Below are 22,768 nucleotides of genomic sequence, written 5' to 3'. Positions count from 1 at the left end.
CCTCTCCGCCGCCGATAGGGTTGACCAGTACGGACTAATTAGTGAGGTACTCACTCGTGGGTAAGCACGTCTCGGAGGGTGAATGGCGACATCAGCACGACGTGGTCCCTACTTCTGCGGCATCGACGCGGCGATGGACGTGGTCGCCGGCAAGTGGAAGTCGCTGATCCTCTGGGAGTTGAGCCACCACGGGACCCGCCGGTTCGCCGAGCTTCGACGCGGTCTGCCGGGCGTCAGCGAGAAGATGCTGATTCAGCATCTTCGGGAGATGGAACAAGACGGGCTCGTGCATCGTGAGGTGTACCGGGAAGTGCCACCGAAGGTCGAGTACTCGTTGACGGAGCACGGCGTCTCGCTCAACGCGGCCCTGGCCTCACTGGGAGAATGGGGCAGTGACCGCATGCGGCGCATCGGAGCCGAGAAGGTCTCCGCCGACCAGGGGTAGGGACGGGAGACGTTGATCGTCGCCGTCGCCCGCAGTCGACTCCGCGGGACTGCCTCGGCTGCTCGCCTTCCCGGCCCGACCGCGCTGGAACAGGCCCGCTCCGCAGGCGAGTTCACCCCGCAGGGTGCGCAGTACGACAGCGCCGGTGGCGATGCCGGCGAGAACCAACCGGGCCGGGCCGTACGGCGGTCGTCATCACCCTGTTGCGCCCTCACGTCCACACCGGTCGTGGGGCCCGCCGGCGACGTCCGGTGCGAGGGTCAGCCCGTCGGCCAGAGAGGCATGTCTGCGTGCCGGACCCGGTATCCACCCTTCGTGACAGGTGCGAAGGCGGCGGGTGCCATGCACGAATTCACCGAATCCATGTGTGTGTCGGCGCCGATCGTCCAATTCACCCCGTCGTCCCAGGAGAATCCCACCCGGTCCCGGGACATCCTCCCGGGCTTGTCCACGTCGCCGTCATGAACACTGAACCCCAGTCGCTGTCCCAGCCATTTCGGACCCCCGGCGCTCACCTCTGTGATGACCGCGGTCAGGGTGGCGCTGCCGGGCGCGGTGGCCGGACAGTCGACCGTACCTTCGGCGGTGAGGTGATGTTCCGCTCCGCAGAGAAATGAGAGATCTTCACCGTTCCGTGCGCGTCGGTCGGCAGTCCGCTGGGTACGCCGGGGATCGGTCGGCTGAAGGGTGCGGCTTGAGCGTCGAACGTCAGCGAGCGGAGGTCGGCGTCCTCCATGTACGGCAGACGGAACGCAGCGGACCCGGTGACGCTCGCCTGTACCGGCCGCTCTTGCGGGCTGTTGGACGCTGCTGTGGCACCGGTGGCCGCGGTGGCCGCGGCCGCCACCGCGACGACCATGGCCAAGGAAGCGGCCTTTCGGTTGCGGAGCAGGGAACTCACAGAAAACATGGGGCCTCCAGTCGGCTGGTGCGGGAGGGCGGAGGATGTCCTGCCCCTCGCACCCATCCTCTGGCCGGCGCATGTCGAGTGCGTCACCCCGTAGAAGCGGCCGTCCATGGTGCTGAGGTCGTACGGCCACGGTACGCGTGCGCCCAGAGGCTGATCCGGTGCGCGGATGTCAGGAGACGATGGACACGATCTGGCAGGCGGCTGCGGCAATCCGACGCTCTCGCTGATGCGGGCCTGGGCGGGGGCGGAGTGCCAGGCCGATTCCGCGGGTGCAGAGTCACCAGGCGGTCTCCGGATCCAGCCGCACTGATGCGGCCGGTCGCTGGCTGCTTGGGCCGGCGACCAGCGGTCCGCGGTGGCGGTCATGGTCCACGTGCCGACGGCCGGCTCACCGATGGCCATCTGGAGTTGTGTCCCGGCGGGTGCCTGCGGCTACCGAAGGGTATGGGGCAAGGCCCGCATGAAGGTGTCCAGGACTGCGGACAGAGCCCTCGGCTCCGGGTCGGTGTCCCGGCCGTGGCGTGGCGGATCTCCTGTCGGTGGGTCCAGTACTCGGTGAACTCTTGGGCCTCTCCAGCCACTTGGGCGCCGGTCGGCCCCTGCCCGGCGTCGCTGTCCGAGTCGCCCAGCGTGTCCGCGCCTCGGCCGCCGCGATCTGGCGAGGCCACCGCAGGAGTCACCCCTGGGGACGGAGACCGCCCCCAGGGTGGCACGTCACGCGCGCACCAGGGCCTGGACGTACGGCACCAGCCGGACGGGGCCCGTGAGCCCGTACGCCTGGCGGGCAGTGGTGCCGAAGACGGCCGGCTGGGCGACGCGGAGGCGGTTGATGAGCGGGGTCGCCACCTCGACCTCGATCACGTTGCCACCGCGCCGCAGGCTCCCGCCCAGGTCGACAACCGGGTGGAGTCGGTCGGCGGGGGCCAGCCGGGTGCCGTTGACCGTGACCCGGAAGGTGTCGCTGACCTGGCCGAGTTCGAGGTACGCGCCGTGGGACGAGGTCCATGCGGAGGGCAGGACGACGGTGGTGCGGTAGCGGCCGATGCCGGCGGAGTCGGCCAGTTCGGGGATCTGCGACCAGGGCCGCAGGGTGTCGAGGGTGAGCGTGCGGCGGACGATGTCGGTGCTGGTCGTGTCGGCGCCGGGGTACCAGTCCTCGACGTCGAGCTGCCAGCGGTCCGGTGTGACGGGGTCGGGCACGGCGGGCACCTTGGTGGTCACCGAACGGCCCCGGGAGAGGCGGGTGGTGTAGGTGCCCGGTACCGAGACACGCACGGCCAGGCCGCGGTCGGTGAACAGCACGTGGTCGGCGTCGCCGGACACGGCGTGCGGGCTGTTGCCGTGTCGGTCGCCGAAGAGTCCCGGTCTGCCGAGCGCGACGACCGTGGCCTGGCCGGGGCCCAGGGTGACGCGCACGGTGATGGTGTCGCCGACCTCGGTGTAGCGGCCTATGCGGGTCGCCTCGCCCGTCCACGGATCGAGCTGGTAGGGCACGGTGGCGCCGCGCCTGGTGCGGTGCAGGGTGACGTCGTGGTCGATGGTGGCGACGGGCGGCTTGACGGTCTCGGCGTGTTTTCCGTTGCAGAGGTAGTAGAAGTCGGTGTCGCCGCTGACCCGGTGGTTGTTGAGGAGCGTGGAGGGCGCGGCGTGGAGCACGTCCGGGGTGACGCCGAGGGCGGTGAGGGCGTCCCCGACGGCGGTCTTGTCGGTGACGGTGACGACGTTCGGCAGGGCGAGGAGATCGGCGAGGACGCCGCGCAGCCGTACCGTCTCGTCCCGGTCGGGCACGCCTGGCGTGAGTGCCTGGTCGAAGGTGCCGAGCAGCACCATGGGCAGTCCGGCGCGGGCCAGTTCCAGCAGCTTGCGTGCGTCGGTCAGGGCGAGGGTCGGAGTGGAGCCGTAGAAGAAGTCCCCCTCGACGAACAGGGCCTTGTAGGCGGGGCCGTCCGGGGCGAGGCGGCCGCCGCAGACGCGGGCGGCAGGCAGGTCGAGGAGCGGTCCGCTGAGGAACTGGTGGGTCCAGCCGAGCGGCACGCCGGTCGCGGTGAACCAGGAGGCGCCGATGCCGGTGGCTGTGTAGCCGGTCTGGCGGAAGACGGCGACGTCGGCGCGCGGGGTGCCGGTCTGCAGGACCTGGTGGACGCGGCCGAGACAGCCGGTGATGTCCTCGGCGTGCCGCCAGGTGGGCTGCCGGGGTCCCCAGGACTCGCCGTAGCCGGCCGCACCGTTGTAGGGGCTGAAGGCGGCGAAGCCGGGCCAGCTCACCCCGGGGGCGGTGGCGTACGAGAATCCGTGCACGACGGTCTGGTTGACGCCGGCCGCGTAGGCGCCGCCCATGGTGCGCAGGAACCTGTCCCATGTCGTGCTGTACGCGGAGCCGTTGTAGGCGCCCGACTCGCAGGACAGCACGGTGTGGCCTGCCATGTCGCGACCGCCGGCCAGGCAGCGGTAGTCGTCCAGGTTCTTGAAGCCGAGCGACTCGCCCTCCGCGATGTCCAGGATCGCCGCGGAGGCGATGGCGTCGGTCTGCAGTCCGTACGGCTGCGCGCGCAGCGACATGCCGAGCGAGTGCGCCCAGTCACGCAGGGCGGTGACGTGGTGGGTGTTGAACAGGTGGGAGACGGTCTCCCAGAAGTCGTGCCGGATCTGCCGGGTGAGCTGGGCCTCGAACGCGAAGACCTGGTTGCTCCTGTCGAGGACGAGCGCGGGCAGATACGGCAGGAGGGAGCGGCCGGTGCGCTGCTCGAAGGCGTCGGGCAGGGCGGAGGTCCACACGAGGGAGTCGGTCTCCAGCTCGATGGAGTCCTCGAAGAAGGCGCCCCCCGCGGCCTTGAGCAGGCGCCGCACGGTGCCGGTCAGGACGGTGCGTTCCCAGAAGCCGGTGACGGCGGCGGTGCCGGCCGGGCTGAAGTGGTCGACGACGTAGGCGGCCGGGGTGGTGTGCGGGCCGGACTCGGGCTGCTGGGCGGTGCCGCGCTGCCAGTAGGAGATCAGCACCCAGTCGCCCTCCGCGGGGGCGGTCCAGGTCAGGGTGCCGTCGCGGACGGTGGCGGTGAGGTCTCGGACGCTGGCGAGGTCGAGGCCGGTCTCCTTGCGGGTGGCGTTGGCGGGCTCGACGCGGGCGGCCTGGACGGCGAGCAGGCGGCTCCGGGTGACGGTGGGGGCGGCCTTGTGCACGGGTTCGGGGACCGGTCCCTGGTACGTGGTGCCGGCGGCCACGGACACGCGGCCGTAGGCGAGTTCCTGGGCGGCGGTGTCGTCGTCGGGGGTGACGCCGGGGACGGCGACGGGCCAGCTGGGGCCGAGGGTGACGTCGATGGTCAGGCCGCGTCGGGCGGCCTGGCGCAGGGCTGCCACGACGCCGTCGCGCCAGGGCGCGCTGCCCCAGCCGTGGTGGGCGGTGTCCAGGACGGACTTGTCCTTGATGCTGTGGTGGACGGCGGCGATCTCGGCTCCGCCGAAGCCGGCGTCGGCGATCTGGTCGATCTCACGGGCGATCTCCGCCGGGTCGACCAGACCGTCCGGCCACCACCAGCGGAACTTGGGGCGCACGGACCGCGGCGAGGTGGCGAACCAGTCGCCGGACAGGTTCTGACGACCGGTCAGGGGCACGGCGTCGGCGTCCGTCGAGCCGACTGCGGCGAACGCCGTGCTGGCGCCGGCGGCCAGGGAGGCCGCGAGCATCGTCCGCCGGGATATCCCGCCACGCTGCGGAATGGACTTCTGCATGTGTCGCCCCAAGTGATTGAATCGTTTCAATTCCCTGTGAACGCGGGAACGTTAAGCCCGGATTCCCGGAGGGGTCAAGATCGGCGCCCCCATTACCCTGCGCGCACGCCTTCTCGACGGCGATGGCCCAGCCCTCTACCGCGCGCCCGGACCGTCATCGGCGGGGCATCCGTGCGATGCCCCGCCGATGCCTCTCGTCACTCGTCACCGCAGTCCGGTGAGGAACGGCGCGAGGGTGTGGGTCAGGGTGTTGTGCCGCGCGGCGGCGAACAACGGATCGAGATGGTTCATCCCGTCGTCCGACTCGTATGTGCCGTACGGAATACGGGAGTTGGCCACCACCTCGCGCGCCGACGACACGATCGTCCCCTTCGCGTAGCTCGTCTCGAAGGCGTACAGCGGAACGTCAAGTTCCCCGGTGTGCCGCAGCCGCAGCCCCAGCGATCGGGTCAGGTCGGTGTCGGCGTAGGGATCGACGACGTCGAGGTCCACCGACAGCCGGGACGGCCAGTACCACTCCCACACCGCCGGCTCCGGGCCACCCGCGTAGGCCGCCGCCACACGGCTGATGGGCGTGATGCCCGTGTCGACCCAGCCGCGCACCTCACCACTGTCGGCGAGATGCCCGGAGTGGACACTGATGTCGTTGGGCCAGCCGAATCCGGCGTCCACCAAGGTGCCCAGCAGACCGGCGTTGGTGACGGGATACGGCGGTTGCAACGCGCCCGGCAGCCGGGCCTGGAGGACCGAGCGGCCGCCCGGGTCGCGGTGTGCGTACCAGCCCGCGAGCTGGTACCAGATCTGTGTGCTCTCCGCCCGGTCGCCCAGCCCGACTCCGCTCAGGGTCATGTCGAACACCGCCCCGCCGTCGATGGTGGCGAGCCGTTCCCGCACCTCCTCCGGAGAGTCGTGCACCGGCTGCCCGGTCCCCTCGAAGGCCCCCTGCACGCCACCGTCGACAAGTACGAGCGCGGCGAGGTCCCGGTACCCGGGGCGACCGTCGAAGTCCCAGGCGGCGTAGGCCATCGCGGTGGTGGCGCCCCAGGAGTGGCCGCCGAGCACCACCCGTCGCCGGCCGCCGCGGGCCGCGGCGGCTACGACCGTGCGCAGGTCCTCCACGGTGCGGGCCAGGCCCCAACGGGCGGCGAAGGCGGAGGTTGCGGGGTCCTGGGAGCGGTAGTGGCCGTCCAGGTAGTACGCGACGGGGTCGGCGGTGGTGAACCCCGAGCGGTCGGCCAGGTTCTCCTCGCGCCGGTCGAACGCCCACACCTGCACACCGGGCACAGCCTGGACGAGGTCCCGGGCGAGCAGACGGAAGTCGCCCGCCGCCCCGAACATCCCCGGGACCAGTACCAGCACGGTGTGTGCCGTGTCCGGACCGATCTTGAGCACGTGGACCCGGTCCGATCCCGCCGGACCACCTCCGCCGGCCACCGCCAGGGAGACGTACGGCTCGCGGTCCCGCCCGGCGGCGACGGCCGGGCCGGCCGGCAGGGACGTGAGGGCGAGCCCGCCGACGAGCCCGCCCAGCACCGCCCTGCGAGGCAGGTCTCCCGTCATGAGGCGCACCCGCCGACCCGCTTGCTGCTCAGTGCCACGTCGTCCATGCGGACGTCGTACGAGGACGGCGTGGGGTCGGACTGGTACAGCTGCCACCCCAGCTTGAGTGTGTCGAAGTGCGGGAAGACGAAGTCGTCGCTCGTCCCGCCGTGTTCCTTCGTGGAGACCGTCAACTCGGACTCCTGCGCCCCGTCCAGGTAGACGGTGACGCGGTTTTCACGCGCGTCGAGGTGGAACTCGAAGCACTGCCATGTCGCCGCGGTGGCGGGAGCGGAGGTCTTCCAGGCGGTCCAGTCCCCGGTGACGCCCAGATCGGAGCCGACGCCCCGGAAATTGGCGCCCGAGGTGGGAACGTACTGACCGCCCAACGGGCGTACGAGCGTGGGGACATCGGAGCCGGATGCTTCCGCGACGGTCCAGTGCGCCCAGTCCGGGGCCGTCGGGAAGTCGTTCACGCGCAGCCGCAGCCGGGCCCAGAAGCTGTTGCCGCGGGGAGCGAGGTCGGACAGGACCATGAAGGCACGGCCGTTGCCCTCTGTGCGGAGCCGCAGTTCGCGGCCGTGGCCGGTGGTGCTGGGCTCGACGGTCAGGGAACCGTCTGCGGTGTCGGCGGTCCAGCCGCGGCCCGACGTCACCGGGCCGAGAGGGAGACGGTCGAAGCTCTCCCTGAACTGGGTGGTGTGCGGGGTCGGGGTGATGGAGGCGGAGGCTGTGGGGGGTATCGCGAGCAGCGCGGCCGATGTGGCCAGCAGAGCGGCGGCGACCTTCCTCGTGCGAGTCATGCGGTCAGTGTGCAACATCCGTCACTGCGTTCACGCAGCGCGTCTCTCGTATTCAGCGAAGACGCACTGCCGGCTGCCAGCGGTTCAACTCCCCCTCCGGAGCCGCTCACTTCGCGGCCGAGGCAGATCGCGGCAGGCGTGGAGTCGGCCAAGCCGGGTCCCACCTCCAGCCGGCCCAGGCGTCGGCCTCGGCGAAGGGGCCGGAGCGTTCCTCGATCATCGCCAGGACCTGGGTACGGGCGGCGTCCACGGCCTGGTGCTCGGAGTCGGTCACGATGCCCAGCCGTCGCACATGGGCGTACTCGTCTTCGTCCTTCCAGGTGAGGGTGGTCAGATCAGGGTCGACGACCAGGTCCACGGTCAGATCGAAGGTGTCGAACCCGTCGACGGTCCGGACCGTGGGGTGCTCGAAGTTCACGTACCAGTTCCGCAGTCCGGCCGACGTATAGAAGGCGTAGATGCTGAACCATGTGGCCGGCGTCTTCCACATCAGCAGCTCGGTGTCCTGCCACGTCCCGGGTGAGAGGTCCCACTCCCCCGTGGCCAGCGCCTCGAACGCCTCGGTACGCATCGAGCGGTCGTTGTCTGCGCGGGCCTTGGCGTACAGGGTGGGCCAGCGGGCGTCCGCCCCCGGTGCGCAGGCGGCCAGCAGGGCCTCGCTCGTGTCGGCGACGACCCGCATGGCCTGCTCACACCACACCCGCCCGGTGCGGTGCACGTCACGCCGTACGACCGTCTGTCCCGCCTCGAAGTTGCGCACCGCTCTTCCTCCGTCCCGGCCGGGATGCCCGGCCACGGGCAGCAGTTCAGCGCCTGGGCGGGCGCTTGGACAAGGCGCCGCGCTGTGGTGACCGCGCACGTGGCGGGCGAGCGCGTTGCGGCGGCAGGCACCGCCTGGCACCCGCCTCACCGGCCGAAGTGCACATGGGCCGCCCAGAGCCCGGGGGCCTGCCGATTCCCGGCTCGAACGGCGAGGACTGCTGTGTGCAGTGCCCGGGCCGAGGCGGTGGGCCGCGGCGCTGTGGTGCCATGCGAGGTCAGCTGCTCGTAGATGGTTGCGGCGATGCGTGTGCCGGTGGCGCCCTGGATCTTCCACAGGCTGCCGATGACACTGCGGTATCCGGCGGTCTGGAAGGCTGCGGTGATGTGCAGCGCCTCGTCGGCGAACCTCGGCGCGGTATCGGTGGTTTCGCAGGCCGAGAGGTAGGCGAGGTCCGCGTGGGGGATGTCGAGTCGGGAGACGTCGGCCACGGTGAACGCACGCGCCTGGTGGTCGTGGAGAAGGAGTCTGCTGTAGCCCCGGCCGCGTAGGTCGCTGACCCCGTGGCAGACGAAGTGGGCAACGGAGCTGCGGCGCATGGCCACCGTCACCGCCTCATGCGTGGCGGCCGGGCCGTACAGGGCCGTGGCGTCGGGGAGGAGGCGCTGCAGAGCGGCGCATTCCTCTTCGGCGGAGGGCAGGGCGGGCGCGCCCGGTGTGTCCGGCAGTCCGACGATCAGTGTGCCGCCTTCCAGGTGTTTGTCGGCGGGTGGACGCTCGTCGGCGCCCGGCCCCTCGTCAGGGCCGGCCGCCCGGCGTGCGTGCGCCAGCGTTCCGATGGTGGGGGTGTACGAGGTGACCGCTCGGTCGAGTACCGACGGACCGGTCCCGGCCTCGTCGTACTGCTCGGCCGCGTGCAACGGGAGGAAGGCCATGATGCCGACCGGACACCACCACAGTCTGGGCAGGGCTGTCCCGTCGGGCGGCGGAACGCTCATGCCGCAGGCGTCCATCACGGGCGACGCGACCGTGTCCCACAGGTCTCCGAGCACCCTCGCCAGATCCCGCTGCGCCGCCCGTCGGCCGCCATAGCTCGGTTCGCCGTAGATCCGTGTACAGGCCGACCGCAGCCGCACCACCAGGTTCAGTGCGCGTTCCCATGAGAATCCGGCCAGTTCGACGACGTCGACCGGCCGGTCACCTTCCGGGCGCAAAACGAGCGCGTCGCTGCGCAAAGGGCCCGCGTAGACCGTGACGACGGGGCCCTCGGCGGCCTGCGCACGCAGTTCGGCGAGCGCGGGCGGCAGCAGGAAGCGTGCGAAGTCGTCGTGCGAGCGCCTGATGCGGGCCAACAGATCTGTCCAGTGGTCCGCGAGTTCCCTGCGCCGCCGGATGGCGGCCCGTTCGGAGAGCGCGGGTTCGAGGCCGGGGCCGGTGGTCGAGGGCAGGAGACTCTCCGCGGCTCGAGTGCGGGAGCGGAGGCGCCGGAACTCCTCGGCCAGGTCCGGTTCACGATCTGCCAGCGCGTCCAGAGCGGTCCGGGTTCCCATCAGTTCCGACTGGAGCAGCGCGCGTGACTGCTCCAGCAGTTCCAGGGCACGTCCGGGCTGTCCTGCAGCGGTGGCGGCCCCCGCCGCCTCCGCTGGCAGCCCGGCCACCGCGCCGAGTCCGGATTCCCGGTCCTCGCGCAGCAGTTCGCGGGGCGCGATCCTCGGCAGCAGGTCGACGGCCCGCTCGAAGGCGGCGAGGGCGCCGGTGTGGTTCCCGGCCAGGTGGGCCGCCCGGCCGGCCAGCCGTGCTGCGGCGATGCGGTCCTTCGCCCTCGCCTCTTCGCGTGCGGCGACGCGTTCCGTCAGTTCGTCGTGCGCCTCTTCGAGGGCCGCGCGTCCTCGGATCCGGTCGGGATGGGCGCTGCCGAGGGCGAAAAGCGCCTGTCCGAGCGTACGGACAGCGGCAGGCATCAGGGTGGACTCCGCGGGCAACATCGTCACCGCCGCCCGCGCCAGCGTCACCGCCTCCTCCAGCTGCGTCACGGTGCCCGGCTCCGCCGCCTGGTCGTCCGGCCACAGGGCGCACAAGGCTTGGGAGAGGATCAGCAGCGCACCGGCCAGGTCCGGGTTGTCGTCGTCCAGCGCGGCCACGGCCGAACGGCAGATGTCGACGGCCTCCCGCGCCGGCGCGGGGTCCGCGTTGGTCCGAGCCGTCTCCAGCAGCAGCCGGGCGAGGTCGTACAGGTTCCCGGCGTGGTGGGGGTGGTCGGGCGGACAGCTGGCGACGGCGAGCCGCGCCAGCGTGACGGCCTCTGCCAGCGGTTCGGGGTCCTGTTCGCGTGTTGCGAGCAGGTGGAGGGCGTTGACCAGTCGGTTGATGACCACGACGCGGTGTGCCTGCCCCTGTGTGGTGGCCGCCACGGCGCGGCGGCCCGCATCCACTGCCCACAGCAGGGATTGCAGGTCGCCGTCCCGGTCATGGCGCAGCCGGAGCGCGAGGCACAGATTCCCGAGCGCGGTCGCGGCCATGGGCCCGTCCGCAGCCTCGCGTGCGGCGGTGGCGGCGTGCCGGACATACTCCTCGAGGCACGCGTCGTCGCCGGTGTTGCTGTACAGCAGACGCAGTGAGGCGGCGAGGCCGGTCAAGCACTCCAGGCGGTCCACGCGGTCGTCGCCGACGGTTTCCACCGCCTCCCGCGCCGCCGCGAGCGAGGCGTCCATCAGTGCGCGGTCGCCGCTGCGCGCGGCGAGCACCCGCAGTGCGTTGGCGTGGTTGGACAGGGCGACCGCTCGGCCCGGGTCCTTGGCGGCGAAGGTCGCGATCGACTCCTCCCCCGTCGTGGTCACCTCGTCCGCCAGGCTGCCGTCATCGGTTCGTTCGAACAGGGACACCAGAGCGTTCTGCAAGTTGCCCGTCACGAACGCACGCACCCGGTCCCGCCGACCCCGGGTGAGCACCTCCGCCTCCCGGCCCACCGTCACCGCCTCGTCCAACGCAGCGCGTTCACCGGTGCTCTCGCGGTACAGGGAGTGCAGGGAGTTGCACAGGTTGGCCATGCGGCCCGGTCGGTTGCGGTCTCCCGGATCGGAGCGTCGTACGGCCTCGCGATTCACGTCGACGGCTTCGGCCAGCAAGTCCGTGCCGCCCTGGCGCTGGTGGAGGTCTTCCAGGGCACATCCGAGATTCGACAGCAGGGCGACATGCGACGGCCGGCCCGCCGCCGCGTCGCGGATCCTCACCGCTCTGCCGGTCTCGACGGCCTCGACCAGCGGCGCGATCTCGCCGGTGCGCGCGAACAGGTCCCGCAGAGCAGCGGTCAGCTGGATGTGGAGGGTGTCGCGCGCCTCGGGGGCCGTGGCGGCTCTCCTCAGGAGGCGCACGATCTCCCGGAGGATGTCGAGATCGTCCGTGCGCCGATACGCGTCCAGCAGTTCGCCGGGAGACCGCTGATCCGGCCCGTCGAAGTCCTCGGGTTCGGGACCCGTCATGTGTCTGCCCTGCCGTCCTGTCACATTTCCTGTGGCCTTTCCGGTCACCCGGATGGCCACCCTTCGTATTGCCTACACTGCACAGAGCGAGCCGTCAGCGAAACGGTTCACATGTGGACGGTCATCGACGCGTGGGGCCAACGTGCCCGCGCGCGAACGGAAGCGAGCCGTTTGTATGGAGTTACCGCCCGTGTACACCGACACCGAGACCGACACCGAGACCGACACCGACATCCCGACGGACTTGCCACCCGAGGCCTCCCAATCGCTGGCGGAGGTAGGGCTGTTCCTCAGGGATGACGTCCGCTCCTGGGAACAGCACTCCTCGGGGGTCCCGGTCGGCAACATCGTCTTCCACGGTTGGCAGGTGCGGCCGCTGCCCACGCCGCCCGACCTGCCGGGCCGCGACGTGTATCTGGTCAAGGCGCGCTACGACGTGGACTTCGACCCTGAGGTGCCGGGGCCCCAGTGGGCCGAGGCGGGCTTCTCGTTCGACGACGGAGACCTCATCGTCAACGCCGCGCTGCCCACGGGTGTGGCACGGCCCGAGCCGGCGCGAACGTACGTACTGACCGGCGACCTTGAGTTCGCCCTCCCGGACGCCGACAGCCCGGGCGGCACGGGCTCGGGCGGAGGCGCAGGCGGCGACGGGAGGCTCGCTCGTGTGCCGCTTCCCGCCCTCACGCCGGACATCACCGTCTTCGGAGTCGGGGGACGTGCCTGCCGCTGGCGGCATCGCGCAGTCGACGGCGGCGAGGTGCGGCTGGGCTCGCACGTCGGCTGGTTCGTCCTTCTGGTACCGGCCGGCTGCGAGGAGGCGCATGTCACGGCGAAGGCAGGCTACAGACTCACCGCTGAGGCGGCGATGGGGATGGAACCCCACGCTTTGACCGACGAGTTCACCGTACGGCTTCCGATGCCGGAGACGTCCGAGCCGCCGGAGGCGTCGTCACCGGGCGCGGCGAGAACGGTCCGCCACGGGAACGACGGCCCGCGCAAGCCGACCGAGATGCGGATGGGCTTCGGTGTCGATGTGGTCGGGTACTCCGACCGTGACGCCTTGGAAAGGACGACACTGCAGACGCGTCTGGACCGGCTCGTGCGTGAAGTCCTCGGCGACATCGGCTTCGACCTGGAGGATCTGGAGCACCAACGCAGCGGCGACGGCATGAACGTCGTCCTGCCCCTGGACACCGACATCACCCAGGCGCTGCCTGGGCTGATCAACGTGATGGGGTCCCTGCTCCGCAAGGACAACGAGCGGCACGACGACCAGATGCGTCTACGGATGGCCTTCGACGCCGGTACCTTCAAGGCGGGCGCCAACGGCTATGAGGGCGAGGCGGTCCTGAGCTTCTGCCGCCTGCTGGACAGCTCCCCGTTGCGCGATGCCCTCCGGGCCCGGAAGAGTGCCGAACTGGGCGTGCTGATCAGCCAGTTCCTCTACCGACAGGTCGTCACGCCGGGCTATCCCGGACTGAGTCCGGCACAGTTCACTCGGGTGACCGCCGTGGTGAAGCACTACCAGGCGGAGGCATGGCTGTACACGTCGCCCCATGCCGGGGGCCTCGAGTGACCCGCTCGTCCGCCGAACGCGCGGATCTGCTCGCGACCGTCCGCGCGTACACCGACGCCCCCGTCGGCGAAGGCGGGCCCGGCGCCGTGGCGGCCCTCGGACGTCTCCTGAGCTCGGTCGGCGACCTCTTCGAGGATGTGGAAGTGGCCGTCGCCGCCGGAGAGTTGCATCTCCGGCGCGCGACAGTGGCGCGGGCCGGCGAGCATGCCGCGGAAGCGGACCTGCGGGCGGCCGCCTGGTACTTCCTCCCCGTGGTCGCGGAGGGTGCGACTCGTCCGCCCCGTGCCGTCGCCGACTTCTACGGACGCGCCGCCGCCGCGCATGTGCCCGGCGGCGGGCCTCCGGCCGCTCCCGGGCTTTCGCTTCGCGCCTGTCACGACCGGATGGTGTCGGCGATCGACCGGCACGCTCCCGGCTCCCGGGGCGGAGCAGCCCTGCGGCCGGCCTTGTTCGTCCTGCGGCACATCGCGGCCACCTCGAAGGCGGGCACCGAACAGCGGGCGGCCTGCCTGTCCAATCTCTCCGGTGCTCTGCTCACGCTCTACCGGCAGGACGGTGAGGCAGGACTGCTGGACGACGCCGTCGCCGCGGCACGCGAGGCCGTCCGTGCGACCGTGACCGAGACCTGTGACAGCTCCGGCACCAGCCCTGGCACCAGCAGCGGCAGCGGCTCCGTGTCGCAGGACGGATCGTCCTCCCTGGCATCGGAGCAAGAGCTGGCGGCCCGTCTGATGAACCTCGTCGGTGCGCTGCACGCCCGCTACGGCCGAACCGGCTCCTCGGAGGATCTGCGCGACGCCTTGGAAGCCGGCCGCAGGGCCGCCTCCCTCGAGTCCGCACCGGCCGAGGACCGGGCACTCAATCTCAGCAATCTCGCCCTGGCCCTCCTGTCGCACTTCGAACGGACCGACGACGAGGAGGCACTCGTCGAGGCGGCGGCCCACGCCAGGCAGGCTGTCGCCCTCGTACCTGACGGAGCTGCCGCTGCCCTGCCTCTCGCCAACCTCTCGGCCGTTCTTGGGACGTTGGGATCCCGGACGGCGGACACCGACACCGTACGGGAGTCGGTGGACGCGGCCAGAAGGGCCGTGCTGTCCGGGGGCGATGCGCTCGACGGCCCCGAGGAGTTCGCCCTCGCGCTCGCCCAGTCGCTTTACGACCTTCACCGTACGACCGCCGACATGGCTGTCCTCGACGAGTGTGCCGAAGTGTGCCGCGCGGCGCTGGTCTCTCTGCCCGCGCACAGCCCTGAGCGATATCGCCACCTGCTGACGCTCGGACGGGCGCTGCGCGCGCGGGCACATTCCACGGCAGGCGGCCCCGCGGTGCTGTCCGAGGCGGTCGGCGCGCTGAGGGAAGCGGCGGCGGCCACACCCCCCGGTCATCCCGGCCGGGCGGCCACGCTCGGTAACCTCATGCTCGTCGTCCAGGACGTCTACGACGCCACCGGTGACCCCCTGGCGCTGGACGAGGCGATCGACACCGGCCGGCTCGCCGTGCGGGCCGCCGCCGAAGGCGATCCCGAACTCCTCAAAGTCCAGGGCAACCTTGCCAATTCCCTGCTCGACCGCTATCACCGGACGGGCAGCGGTACGGATCTCGACGAGGCGGTGGAGCTCGGCCGCCGTGCGGTCGCCACGACGCCTCCCGGTCATCCCGACGAGGCCGCCCATCTCACCTCGCTGGCCCACCAGATGCTCGTCCGGTATCAGGCGACGGGCGACCCGACGGTTCTCGAGGAGAGCATCGCCACCTCGCGGCGGGCGATGGGCACGGCAGGCGCGGGAAGTGCCATCGCGGTCGCGGTACAGTCCAACCTCTCCATGGCACTGGCCACCCTTTTCGAACGGACCGGATCGACGGAGGCACTCGAAGAGGCGGTGGCGCTCAGACGTGAGACGGTGCACACGACACCCGTCGGCTCACCAGCGCTCGCGGGGCAGCTCTCCAACCTCACCGGGGTGCTCCGGATGTTGTACGAACACACCGGAGACCGTTCCGCGTTGGGGGAAGCCGCGACTTGCGCGGGTCAGCTCATGTCCCTCATCACGCCAGGGCAGCCGGAGTTCCCCCTGCGCATGGCGAACGCGGCCACCACACTCCACCAGTGGAGCGAACTCGCCCACGACGACGCGGCCGGCGAGGAAGCCGTGACCGCCGCCCGCCTGGCGGTGGACGCGGTGCCCGAGACCCACAGGGCACGACCGGCACTGCTGAGCAACCAGTGCGGGATCCTCCTTCACCGCTACCGGCGGACCGGAGATCTCGCCCGGCTCGCCGACGCGGAGAGCGCGGCCCGCGCGGCGGTCCACACCGCGCACCCCGACGACCCGGACCGGCCGCTGTACTTTCTGAACCTCGCGATGGTCCTGCGGTCGAAGCACGAGCGCACAGGCGAGCCGACCGTGCTGCGCGAAGGCACCAACGCGGCGAAGGAGGGTCTTCGCCTCGCTCCGGCCGGACAACCGCTCCGCCCGCAGCTGCTGTCCCAGATCAGCCTGGGGTTGCGGGCCCGCTACCACCGGAGCGGCGAGCTACGGCACCTGACCGAGTCGGTCGAAGCGGCACGCGAAGCCGTCTCCGCCTGCCCACCCGCTCACCCGGACCACGCCATGTACCAGTCGAACCTCTCCGGGGCTCTGCAGGTGCTGCACCAGCGACAGGACCAGCCGGACGCCGAGAACACAGTCGGCGAAGCGGTCGCCGCCGCCCGCACGGCTGTCGTGGTCACCGAGCGCGGCCATGCAGACCTGCCCGCTCTGCTTTCCCATCTCTGCGGGGCGTTGCTGTTCCAGTACGGCGTGACAGGCGGTCGGCGGGAGCTGGCCGCCGCCGTCGCCGCCGGCCGCCGGGCCGTCGCCCTCTCCCCGCCGGGTCATCCCGACCAGACGCACCGGCTCGCCAATCTCACGACCGCTTGGAGACTGCGGTATCGCCACGACGCCTCGCCCAAGGCCCTTGGCGAGGCGATGGCCACCGCCCGTCGCGCTGTCGCCTCCCTCGCTCCCCAGCACCCCGACGAGGCGTCCGTCCTTACCGGCTGCGCGGCCGCAATGCGCACCGCGTACCGCGCAGGGGCAGGGGCAGGGGCAGGGGCAGGTCGTGCGGAGCTCGATGAAGCCCTGCGTCTGCTCGACCGGGCGGCTCGCTCCACGGTCAGCCCGATCGGGGACCGCATCAGGGCGGCCCGTGCCCTCGGCCGTGCTGCCCTGGAGGCAGGCGAGACCGGGCGGGCTCTGCAGGCCTACGAGAGCGCGGTCGACCTGCTCGGGCAGCTCGCTCCCTGGCGGCTGGCGCGCGGGGACAGGGAGTTCGGTCTCGGGGAGATGGAAGGACTGGGCAGCGAGGCCGCTGGGGCGGCATTGAACTGCGGAAATCCCCCACGTGCTGTCGAACTGTTGGAGCAGGCACGCGGTGTGATGCTCAACCAGACCCTCGACATGCGCGGCGACATCGACGACCTACGGGCGGCCTGCCCCGACCTGGCCGACGAGTTCGAGGCCCTACGGGCGAGGCGAGACGCCGCCGACCACATCAGTCTCGCAGAGCAGTTCGACGAAGCGTCCGGTGCGCAGCACGATGAAGCCGGAGACACCGACGGCACGAACAGCGTCGTCAGCCCCGGTCAGGCCATACAGCGCATCGCCGCCGACCGGGCAGCGATGGACTCGCAATGGCACGCGCTCCTCTCGCGCATCCGAGCCGTGCCCGGCCTGGACGGCTTTCTCGGCCGCCCCCGCCTGGAAACGCTCCGGCGGCAGGCCGAGCACGGCACGGTGATCATGCTGGCGGTCAGCAGGCACCGCGGTGACGCCTTGCTGCTCACCTCGGATCCGAGTTCACCCGTCACCGTCGTGCACCTCCCTGAGGTGACCGAGAGCCGTGTGATCGACTGGGCGGGCCGGCTGCTGGAGGGACGTGTGCCGGGCTCCCCGCCCGTGACCGACTACGCGCAGGCCAAGCGGCGCATGCGGGACCTCGTCGAGCTGCTGGAGTGGCAGTGGGACCACGTGGCGGAGCCGGTGCTGGAGCGGATCGGACTGACCCGGTCCCTTCGCCCGGACGACGATCCCGGTGAGTGGCCGAGGATCTGGTGGTGCCCAGCCGGAGTCACGTCCTTCCTGCCCTGGCACGCTTCGGGCCACCACCAGGAAGGCGGAGCGCGGTGCGGGACCGCACGCACCGTCATGGACCGCGCGGTCTCCTCCTGGACGCCGACCATTCGGGCACTGGCCCACGCGAGACGCCCCGCGCGGACGACGGCACCGGTTCCCACGTCCAGGCCCGGCGCCCTCGCCGACGGGAGCGGAAAGAGCGCCCTGCTGGTCGAAATGGCGCAGCCGACCGGAACAACCCGCCCGCTGCGGCACGTGAGGACCGAGACCGAACACATCGTCAGCCTGTTGCCCGGTGCGACCCGGATCGGACCTCCTCACAACACGCCGCAGACCGTGCTCGGCGCGCTCTCCGCCCACCGAGTGGTCCACTTCGCCTGCCACGCCGTCAGCGAGTGGGGCTCTCCGGGGCGCAGCGGACTGCTCCTGAGCGACGGCGATCGGGCCGATGGCGATGGCGCCGGCAACGGGACGGCACGCCTCACGGTCGACGCGATCTCCTCACTGCACTTCCCGGACGCCGAACTCGCCTATCTCTCGGCGTGCAGTACCACGCTGACCAACCAGCGGCTGGCGGACGAGTCCGTTCACATCACGGCCGGATTCATGCTCTGCGGCTATCGCCATGTGATCGGCACCCTCTGGCCCGTCGACGACACGGCGGCCGGAGAGGTCGCCGTCGATTTCTACACCCTGCTGGCGGGTGACCACGCCACGGCTCCGCCGACGGAAAGCCCGGCGTACGCTCTGCACCTCGCCCTGCACCGGGGGCGGGCGAAGCGCCCGTGGGCCCCGTCGCTGTGGGCGGCGCATCTGCACGCCGGAGCCTGAGGCGGCCGTGTCGTGTCCTGGGCAGCGCGGTCACCGCTACCAGTCAGGCGAGTACTCCGGCGATGATCACGAGAACCAGCCCGAGGGCGAAGAAGACGAATGACATCTGCACGTGCCGGTGCTTACTCCAGGCAATCTTGCTCATGACGATGAGTTGCCGGCTGAGGACGGGGAGCGGATCGGTGCGTCTCAGGGACTCCGCCAGTTCGGTCGCCTCGCGGTGCAGCAGGTGGCCGAAGTAGACGAAGTTGTCCGAAGCTTCGGACCGCATCCGGGGGGGCTCGAAGCCGGGGTACGACGACGAGTACCGCGAACACGGCAGCGACCATGATGAGCGCGCTGCCGGCCCAGAGCAGGCAACGGGATGCCCAACCGTGCAGATCGGCGAAGAGGTTGTCGTTGCCGGAGAGCGCGACGATCCCGGCCGCGGCGGCTGCTTCGAGAGTGAGCGCGAACGAGGCCTTGGCGTCGACCCGGGCCGTCCACTCTCCGACCGCCCCGTGAATACGCCAGGCTGTCTCCACGGCCCTCTCCTCGGACTCGGAGCGCGCTCCACCCGGCTCGGGCATCAGTTCTTCCACCGGTGAAAGGCTCGGCAGGTCATCGTCACGTGTCCCCCTCACTGACGTCGCCGAGCGGGCCCGCGATGTCCGGAGCTCAGTCGGCGTTTCCCGATGTCGTGCGCTGCTGGATGACATACCCAATTCCGGTCGCCTGGTTGCGGCTGCCCCGTCGTCAGCACAGTCAGGGTGCTCCGAACGATGCCTGACCTCGCTGTCGGTGCCCGGTACGCAACCGCCTCCGCCTCCCCCTGGCGTCCGTCGCCGACACTGACCCCGCGGACGGGGGACCGGGACATTCCGCGGGCCGCGGGAGTCGTACCGATGCGCAGACTGGCCAACTGCCGTTCTCTGTACGCGCTTTCGTGGGTCGGTCACAGGCTCGCGAGGAGGTCGTCGAGCGGGGCCGGTACCTGTCCGGGGTCCAGGGTCTCCACCAGGAGAAAGCCGTAGCGGATCTTGCGGCCCTTCTTCGTGCCGAGGAAGCGCCGCAACTGCTGGTGCCGAGGCCGACCGAGCTGTGCGGGCTGGCGCTGGAAGGTCTGCCAGGCCCGCGAGTCTCCCTCGGTCCGGATGATCTCCTCGACCCGCGCCGTGCCCAGCGCGCGGATGAGCTCGTCCTCCAGGTCCGCCGCGCACACGAAGAAGCCCCGGTGCGGCGCCCTGGCCCGCTCCAGACCGCGGTCGTAGAAGCGCTGCTCACCCTCGTCGCACAGCCCCCTCAGGTGCAGGCCGAGACCGGGTGGCCCGAGAAGACCGGCGTAGCGGCCGACACTCATCGCCCCGCCCATCGCCACGACGCCCACCCCTTCGGCGGCCAGGTCCCGGCCACGCCGTGCGGCCAGCGCCTCGACGGCCGCAAGGTCACTCGGCCCTTCCAGCAGCACCGCCGTGCGCAGCCCCAGTTGGACGGCCAGGTCACTCGCCGTATCGCCGGGGCCCCCGGCCGCCCAGCGGCTGACCTCGTCCCGGAACGCGCGCATGTCCGCCATGGAGCGAGTCTGCACTCCCCCCGACCACAACCGCACTGCATATTCGACGGCTTCCCGCTCGACAGAGCCGACGCCACCTCGGCCCCAGGCCGCGGGAGCGGACACGCGTGATGCCCCGGCCGCGGACTCGCCTGGGCGAACGGCGAGCGGCAGTGACCTCGACCGGTGCCGCGCGCCGAGCGCCAGACGCGCCGCACCGCTGTGAGCACCTTGTTGATCCGGCCGTCTCCGCACGGGCCGGGCTCTCGGCGAAGCACGCCGGCCGTCAGGGTGAGCGGGGCAGGAGCGCCTGCCTACGAGGAGGCCAGTTTCCGCAGGAGCACCGCGGAGACCGGCGTGGGCAGGGCACGCAGGGTGCGGACCAGCGCCGCTGTGGGCCAGGGGAAGTACGCCTGCGCCGGTTCCTTCTCCAGGGCGCGTACGACGTGCCGGGCCGCCTGCTCCTGGCTGATCTGGAAGGGCTTGGGCAGGCCGTCCTGGCTGATGCGCTCGGTGGCGACGAAGCCGGGGTGGATCGTCGTGAAGCGGATGCCCCGGGGTGCCAGTTCGACGCGCGCGGCATCGATGAGGGTGCGCGCGGCCGCCTTCGCCGCCGAGTACGGTCCCTGGCGAGGGATGCCCAGCAGCCCGGCCAGTGAGCTGGTGTGGGCGATCAGCCCCCCGTCCTTCTGGCTTCCCATCTGCCCGATCAGCGGGATGAGGTAGTTGACGACGACGTCGTAGTTCAGCGCCATGATCCGTGAGACGTCGTCCACGGTGACCTGGTCCATGGACATGTCCGGTCCCTGGCCGGCGTTGAGCAGCGCCATGTCGATGGACCCGTACTCCGCCGCCATGGCCGCGACGACGTCTGCGGCCGCCCGTGGGTCCAGGGCGTCGGCGGCGATGTCCAGGCAGTCGCTGCCCGCGGCTCGTATCCCGCGCGCGATGGCGGCCAGCTCGGGGGCGCGCCGTGCGGTGATGACCAGTCGGTTGCCACCCGAGGCGAGGCGGCGCGCCACCTCGGCGCCGATGCCCGACGAGGCGCCGACAATCAGGATGGTTCTGCCGGTGATGCGCGCCATTGCGTTCCATTCGCTCGAAGACCCGTGCCCCGTCACAGCAGCCACCGGTGTCACAGGCAGTGTCACGTCTCCACGCGGTTCCTGGAAACGGTGCCGGCAACCCCGCTGCCGCTGCCGCGCGGGTCGGTCGTGGCCCCTGCGGCGAACCCGCGTACGCCACGCGCATGCCCAGAAGTCAACACCAGGCCGCCACCGCACCCCGTTCGAGGACTGAGGGGCAGGAAGCGAGTACGCCCACGTCCGGGCGATGCCCCAAGCGCACACGCGAGACTTCCGAGTTTCGGATCTCCGCCTCCCCTGGCTCGCTCTACACTCAGCGCGTGGGGCTTCCTGGCCGCGGAGAGAGCGGTGCCGGGCGGGCCCCGTGACGTGTTCGCTCCTATCGTGGAACGGCACAGTGACGCTCGGCGCCGAGGCAGGCAATACATGAAGGAACCGCACATCGACTATGCGGTGGTCTTCCGGGCTCTGCCCGGCATGGTGGCACTGCTCACCCCTGACCTGGTGTACGCCGACGCCAACGACGACTTCCTGCGGCTGGCCGGGCGTACCCGCGAGCAGCTGCTGGGCCGCTACATCTTCGATGTCTTCCCCGAGAACCCGAACGATCCGGCGGCGGCCGGCATGCGGGAAACCCGGGAGTCGATGCTGCGGGTGGTGGCCACCGGCGAGCGCGACACCATGGCGCTGCTCCGCTACGACATCGAGGATCCCCGGCGGCCCGGGCACTGGCAGGAACACTATTGGAGTCCGGTCAACGCACCCGTCATCGGCCCCGACGGGCAGGTGGCGCTGATCGTGCACCGCGTCGAGGAGATCACCGAACTCATCCGCGCCCGCGGCGGCGCGGGCAGCGACAGCCGGGCTCGTGTGCTGGAGGCCGAGCTCTACACCCGCGCCCGCGAACTGCAGGAGGTCAACGAACGCCTGCGCAAGGCCCACGCCCACGAGCGCGAGGTCGCCCTGGCTCTCCAGGCGGCGATGCTGCCCGCCCCCCGGCCCCTCGGTCACCACCAGGCGGCCGTGCGCTACCAGCCCGCCATCGGCGCCCTGAACGTGTGCGGCGACTGGTACGACCTGGTCGAGCTCACCGGCGGGAGGCTCGCCGTCGCCGTCGGCGATGTCGTCGGCCACGGCCTCGCCGCCGCCTGCGTCATGGGACAGCTGCGCAGTGCCCTGAGCGCTGCCTGCCGCGTCGCCGTCGGCCCGGCACAGGCCCTGGACGCTCTCGGACTGTACGCCCGCTTCGTCGAAGGCGCCGAGTCGGCCACCGCGGCGACGACCTACATCGACTGGGACGACCACTCCATCACGTACAGCAGCGCCGGCCACCCGCCGCCCGCCCTGCTCCACCCCGACGGCACCGTGGCCTTCCTCGACCAGGCCACCGACCCACCGCTCGGCGCCCGGCCCGAACCGGTGCCCCGCCCCCAGGTCCGCACCCCCTTCACCGAGGGGTCCAGCCTGATCCTGTACACCGACGGCCTGATCGAACGCCGCACCGAGGACATCGACACCGGTCTGAATCGCCTCGCCGACTCCCTCACCCACCATCGGCACGCCGCCCCCGAGGCCCTGGCCGACGCCCTCCTGACCGACCTCCTCCCGCCCACGGGCAACACCGACGACACCGCGCTGATCGTCCTCCGCCTGTAGGACGACCCCGGTCCGCGGTCCGCGGCAGGAGGAGCCGCCCCGGCCCCCGGCCGGCCTTGTCACGGTCGAGCGCGACGGTCGCCGAGGCCGCGGTCGCCTGCCTCGATCCCAGCCGTCCCCGCCGCGGTGGTCCACAGCCGTCCCTCGCCGTCACGGGTGAGCCAGCCCCGCTCCACGTTCGGCCTCGCTGCGGGAACCGTGACGCCCGAACGGCAACCAGGCGGGACGTGACCGCAGCGAACGCCGACTGCCTACTGCCGCACCGTGTGTGCCGGGGTGCACCATAGCTCGTGCACGTGGAAAATCGTG

The 22,768-nt window shown here is 71.3% G+C and carries 12 protein-coding genes and 1 pseudogene; 4 read left to right on the top strand and 9 right to left on the bottom strand.

Annotated elements, in window-relative coordinates; translation table 11 throughout:
* Window positions 1-82 precede the first annotated feature (82 nt).
* Window positions 83-445: a winged helix-turn-helix transcriptional regulator gene (locus ACZ5XS_RS28890; protein WP_468656130.1), complete on the top strand. Its 363-nt coding sequence runs from the start codon at window positions 83-85 to the stop codon at window positions 443-445.
* A gap of 1,624 nt (window positions 446-2,069) precedes the next feature.
* On the opposite strand, the gene ACZ5XS_RS28885 is transcribed toward ACZ5XS_RS28890, so the two are convergent.
* The 5 genes from ACZ5XS_RS28885 to ACZ5XS_RS28865 all read right to left on the bottom strand — a co-directional run bounded on the left by ACZ5XS_RS28885 (window position 2,070) and on the right by ACZ5XS_RS28865 (window position 11,665).
* Window positions 2,070-5,084, bottom strand: coding sequence for a glycosyl hydrolase (locus ACZ5XS_RS28885; RefSeq protein ID WP_468656128.1), 3,015 nt, complete (start codon window positions 5,082-5,084; stop codon window positions 2,070-2,072).
* A gap of 204 nt (window positions 5,085-5,288) precedes the next feature.
* Window positions 5,289-6,644 carry an alpha/beta hydrolase gene (locus tag ACZ5XS_RS28880; protein ID WP_468656127.1) on the bottom strand — a complete coding sequence of 452 codons (1,356 nt, stop codon included), beginning with the start codon at window positions 6,642-6,644 and terminating at the stop codon, window positions 5,289-5,291.
* The gene (locus tag ACZ5XS_RS28875; protein WP_468656125.1) at window positions 6,641-7,426 is read right to left on the bottom strand and encodes a hypothetical protein; all 786 of its coding nucleotides are present in this window, start codon (window positions 7,424-7,426) and stop codon (window positions 6,641-6,643) included. Before ACZ5XS_RS28875 ends, ACZ5XS_RS28880 begins: the two co-directional genes overlap by 4 nt.
* 106 nt (window positions 7,427-7,532) lie before the next feature.
* Window positions 7,533-8,186 carry a ribonuclease FAU-1 family protein gene (locus tag ACZ5XS_RS28870; RefSeq protein WP_468656123.1) on the bottom strand — a complete coding sequence of 218 codons (654 nt, stop codon included), beginning with the start codon at window positions 8,184-8,186 and terminating at the stop codon, window positions 7,533-7,535.
* 146 nt (window positions 8,187-8,332) lie between these two features.
* Window positions 8,333-11,665 (bottom strand): CHAT domain-containing protein, encoded by a 3,333-nt coding sequence (locus ACZ5XS_RS28865; protein WP_468656121.1) that lies wholly within the window; start codon window positions 11,663-11,665, stop codon window positions 8,333-8,335.
* Between the two features lie 190 nt (window positions 11,666-11,855).
* On the opposite strand from ACZ5XS_RS28865, the gene ACZ5XS_RS28860 reads away from it, so the two are divergent.
* Window positions 11,856-13,241, top strand: a complete 1,386-nt coding sequence (locus ACZ5XS_RS28860) for a hypothetical protein (protein WP_468656120.1) — start codon at window positions 11,856-11,858, stop codon at window positions 13,239-13,241.
* Window positions 13,238-18,187 (top strand): CHAT domain-containing protein, encoded by a 4,950-nt coding sequence (locus ACZ5XS_RS28855; RefSeq protein ID WP_468656119.1) that lies wholly within the window; start codon window positions 13,238-13,240, stop codon window positions 18,185-18,187. The genes ACZ5XS_RS28860 and ACZ5XS_RS28855 overlap by 4 nt, the downstream gene beginning before the upstream one ends.
* 43 nt (window positions 18,188-18,230) lie before the next feature.
* Here the strand turns inward: ACZ5XS_RS28855 and ACZ5XS_RS28850 are convergent, their stop codons facing one another.
* From ACZ5XS_RS28850 to ACZ5XS_RS28835, 4 genes and pseudogenes are all read right to left on the bottom strand, one after another.
* On the bottom strand, window positions 18,231-18,458 hold the full coding sequence (locus ACZ5XS_RS28850; RefSeq protein ID WP_468656118.1) for a Pycsar system effector family protein: 228 nt from the start codon (window positions 18,456-18,458) through the stop codon (window positions 18,231-18,233).
* Between the two features lie 37 nt (window positions 18,459-18,495).
* A pseudogene (locus tag ACZ5XS_RS28845) lies at window positions 18,496-18,756 on the bottom strand (Pycsar system effector family protein); the annotation flags it as partial.
* Window positions 18,757-19,121: 365 nt separating this feature from the next.
* Window positions 19,122-19,739, bottom strand: coding sequence for a TOPRIM nucleotidyl transferase/hydrolase domain-containing protein (locus ACZ5XS_RS28840; protein ID WP_468656117.1), 618 nt, complete (start codon window positions 19,737-19,739; stop codon window positions 19,122-19,124).
* Between the two features lie 293 nt (window positions 19,740-20,032).
* Window positions 20,033-20,803, bottom strand: coding sequence for an SDR family NAD(P)-dependent oxidoreductase (locus ACZ5XS_RS28835; RefSeq protein ID WP_468656115.1), 771 nt, complete (start codon window positions 20,801-20,803; stop codon window positions 20,033-20,035).
* 426 nt (window positions 20,804-21,229) lie between these two features.
* Here ACZ5XS_RS28835 and ACZ5XS_RS28830 point away from each other — a divergent pair, with 426 nt between their 5' ends.
* Window positions 21,230-22,459 carry a PP2C family protein-serine/threonine phosphatase gene (locus ACZ5XS_RS28830; RefSeq protein ID WP_468656113.1) on the top strand — a complete coding sequence of 410 codons (1,230 nt, stop codon included), beginning with the start codon at window positions 21,230-21,232 and terminating at the stop codon, window positions 22,457-22,459.
* The last annotated feature ends 309 nt before the right edge of the window (window positions 22,460-22,768 follow it).

This window comes from Streptomyces sp. NPDC033131 (assembly GCF_055578365.1).
This window is presented reverse-complemented; position numbering and strand designations above follow the sequence as displayed.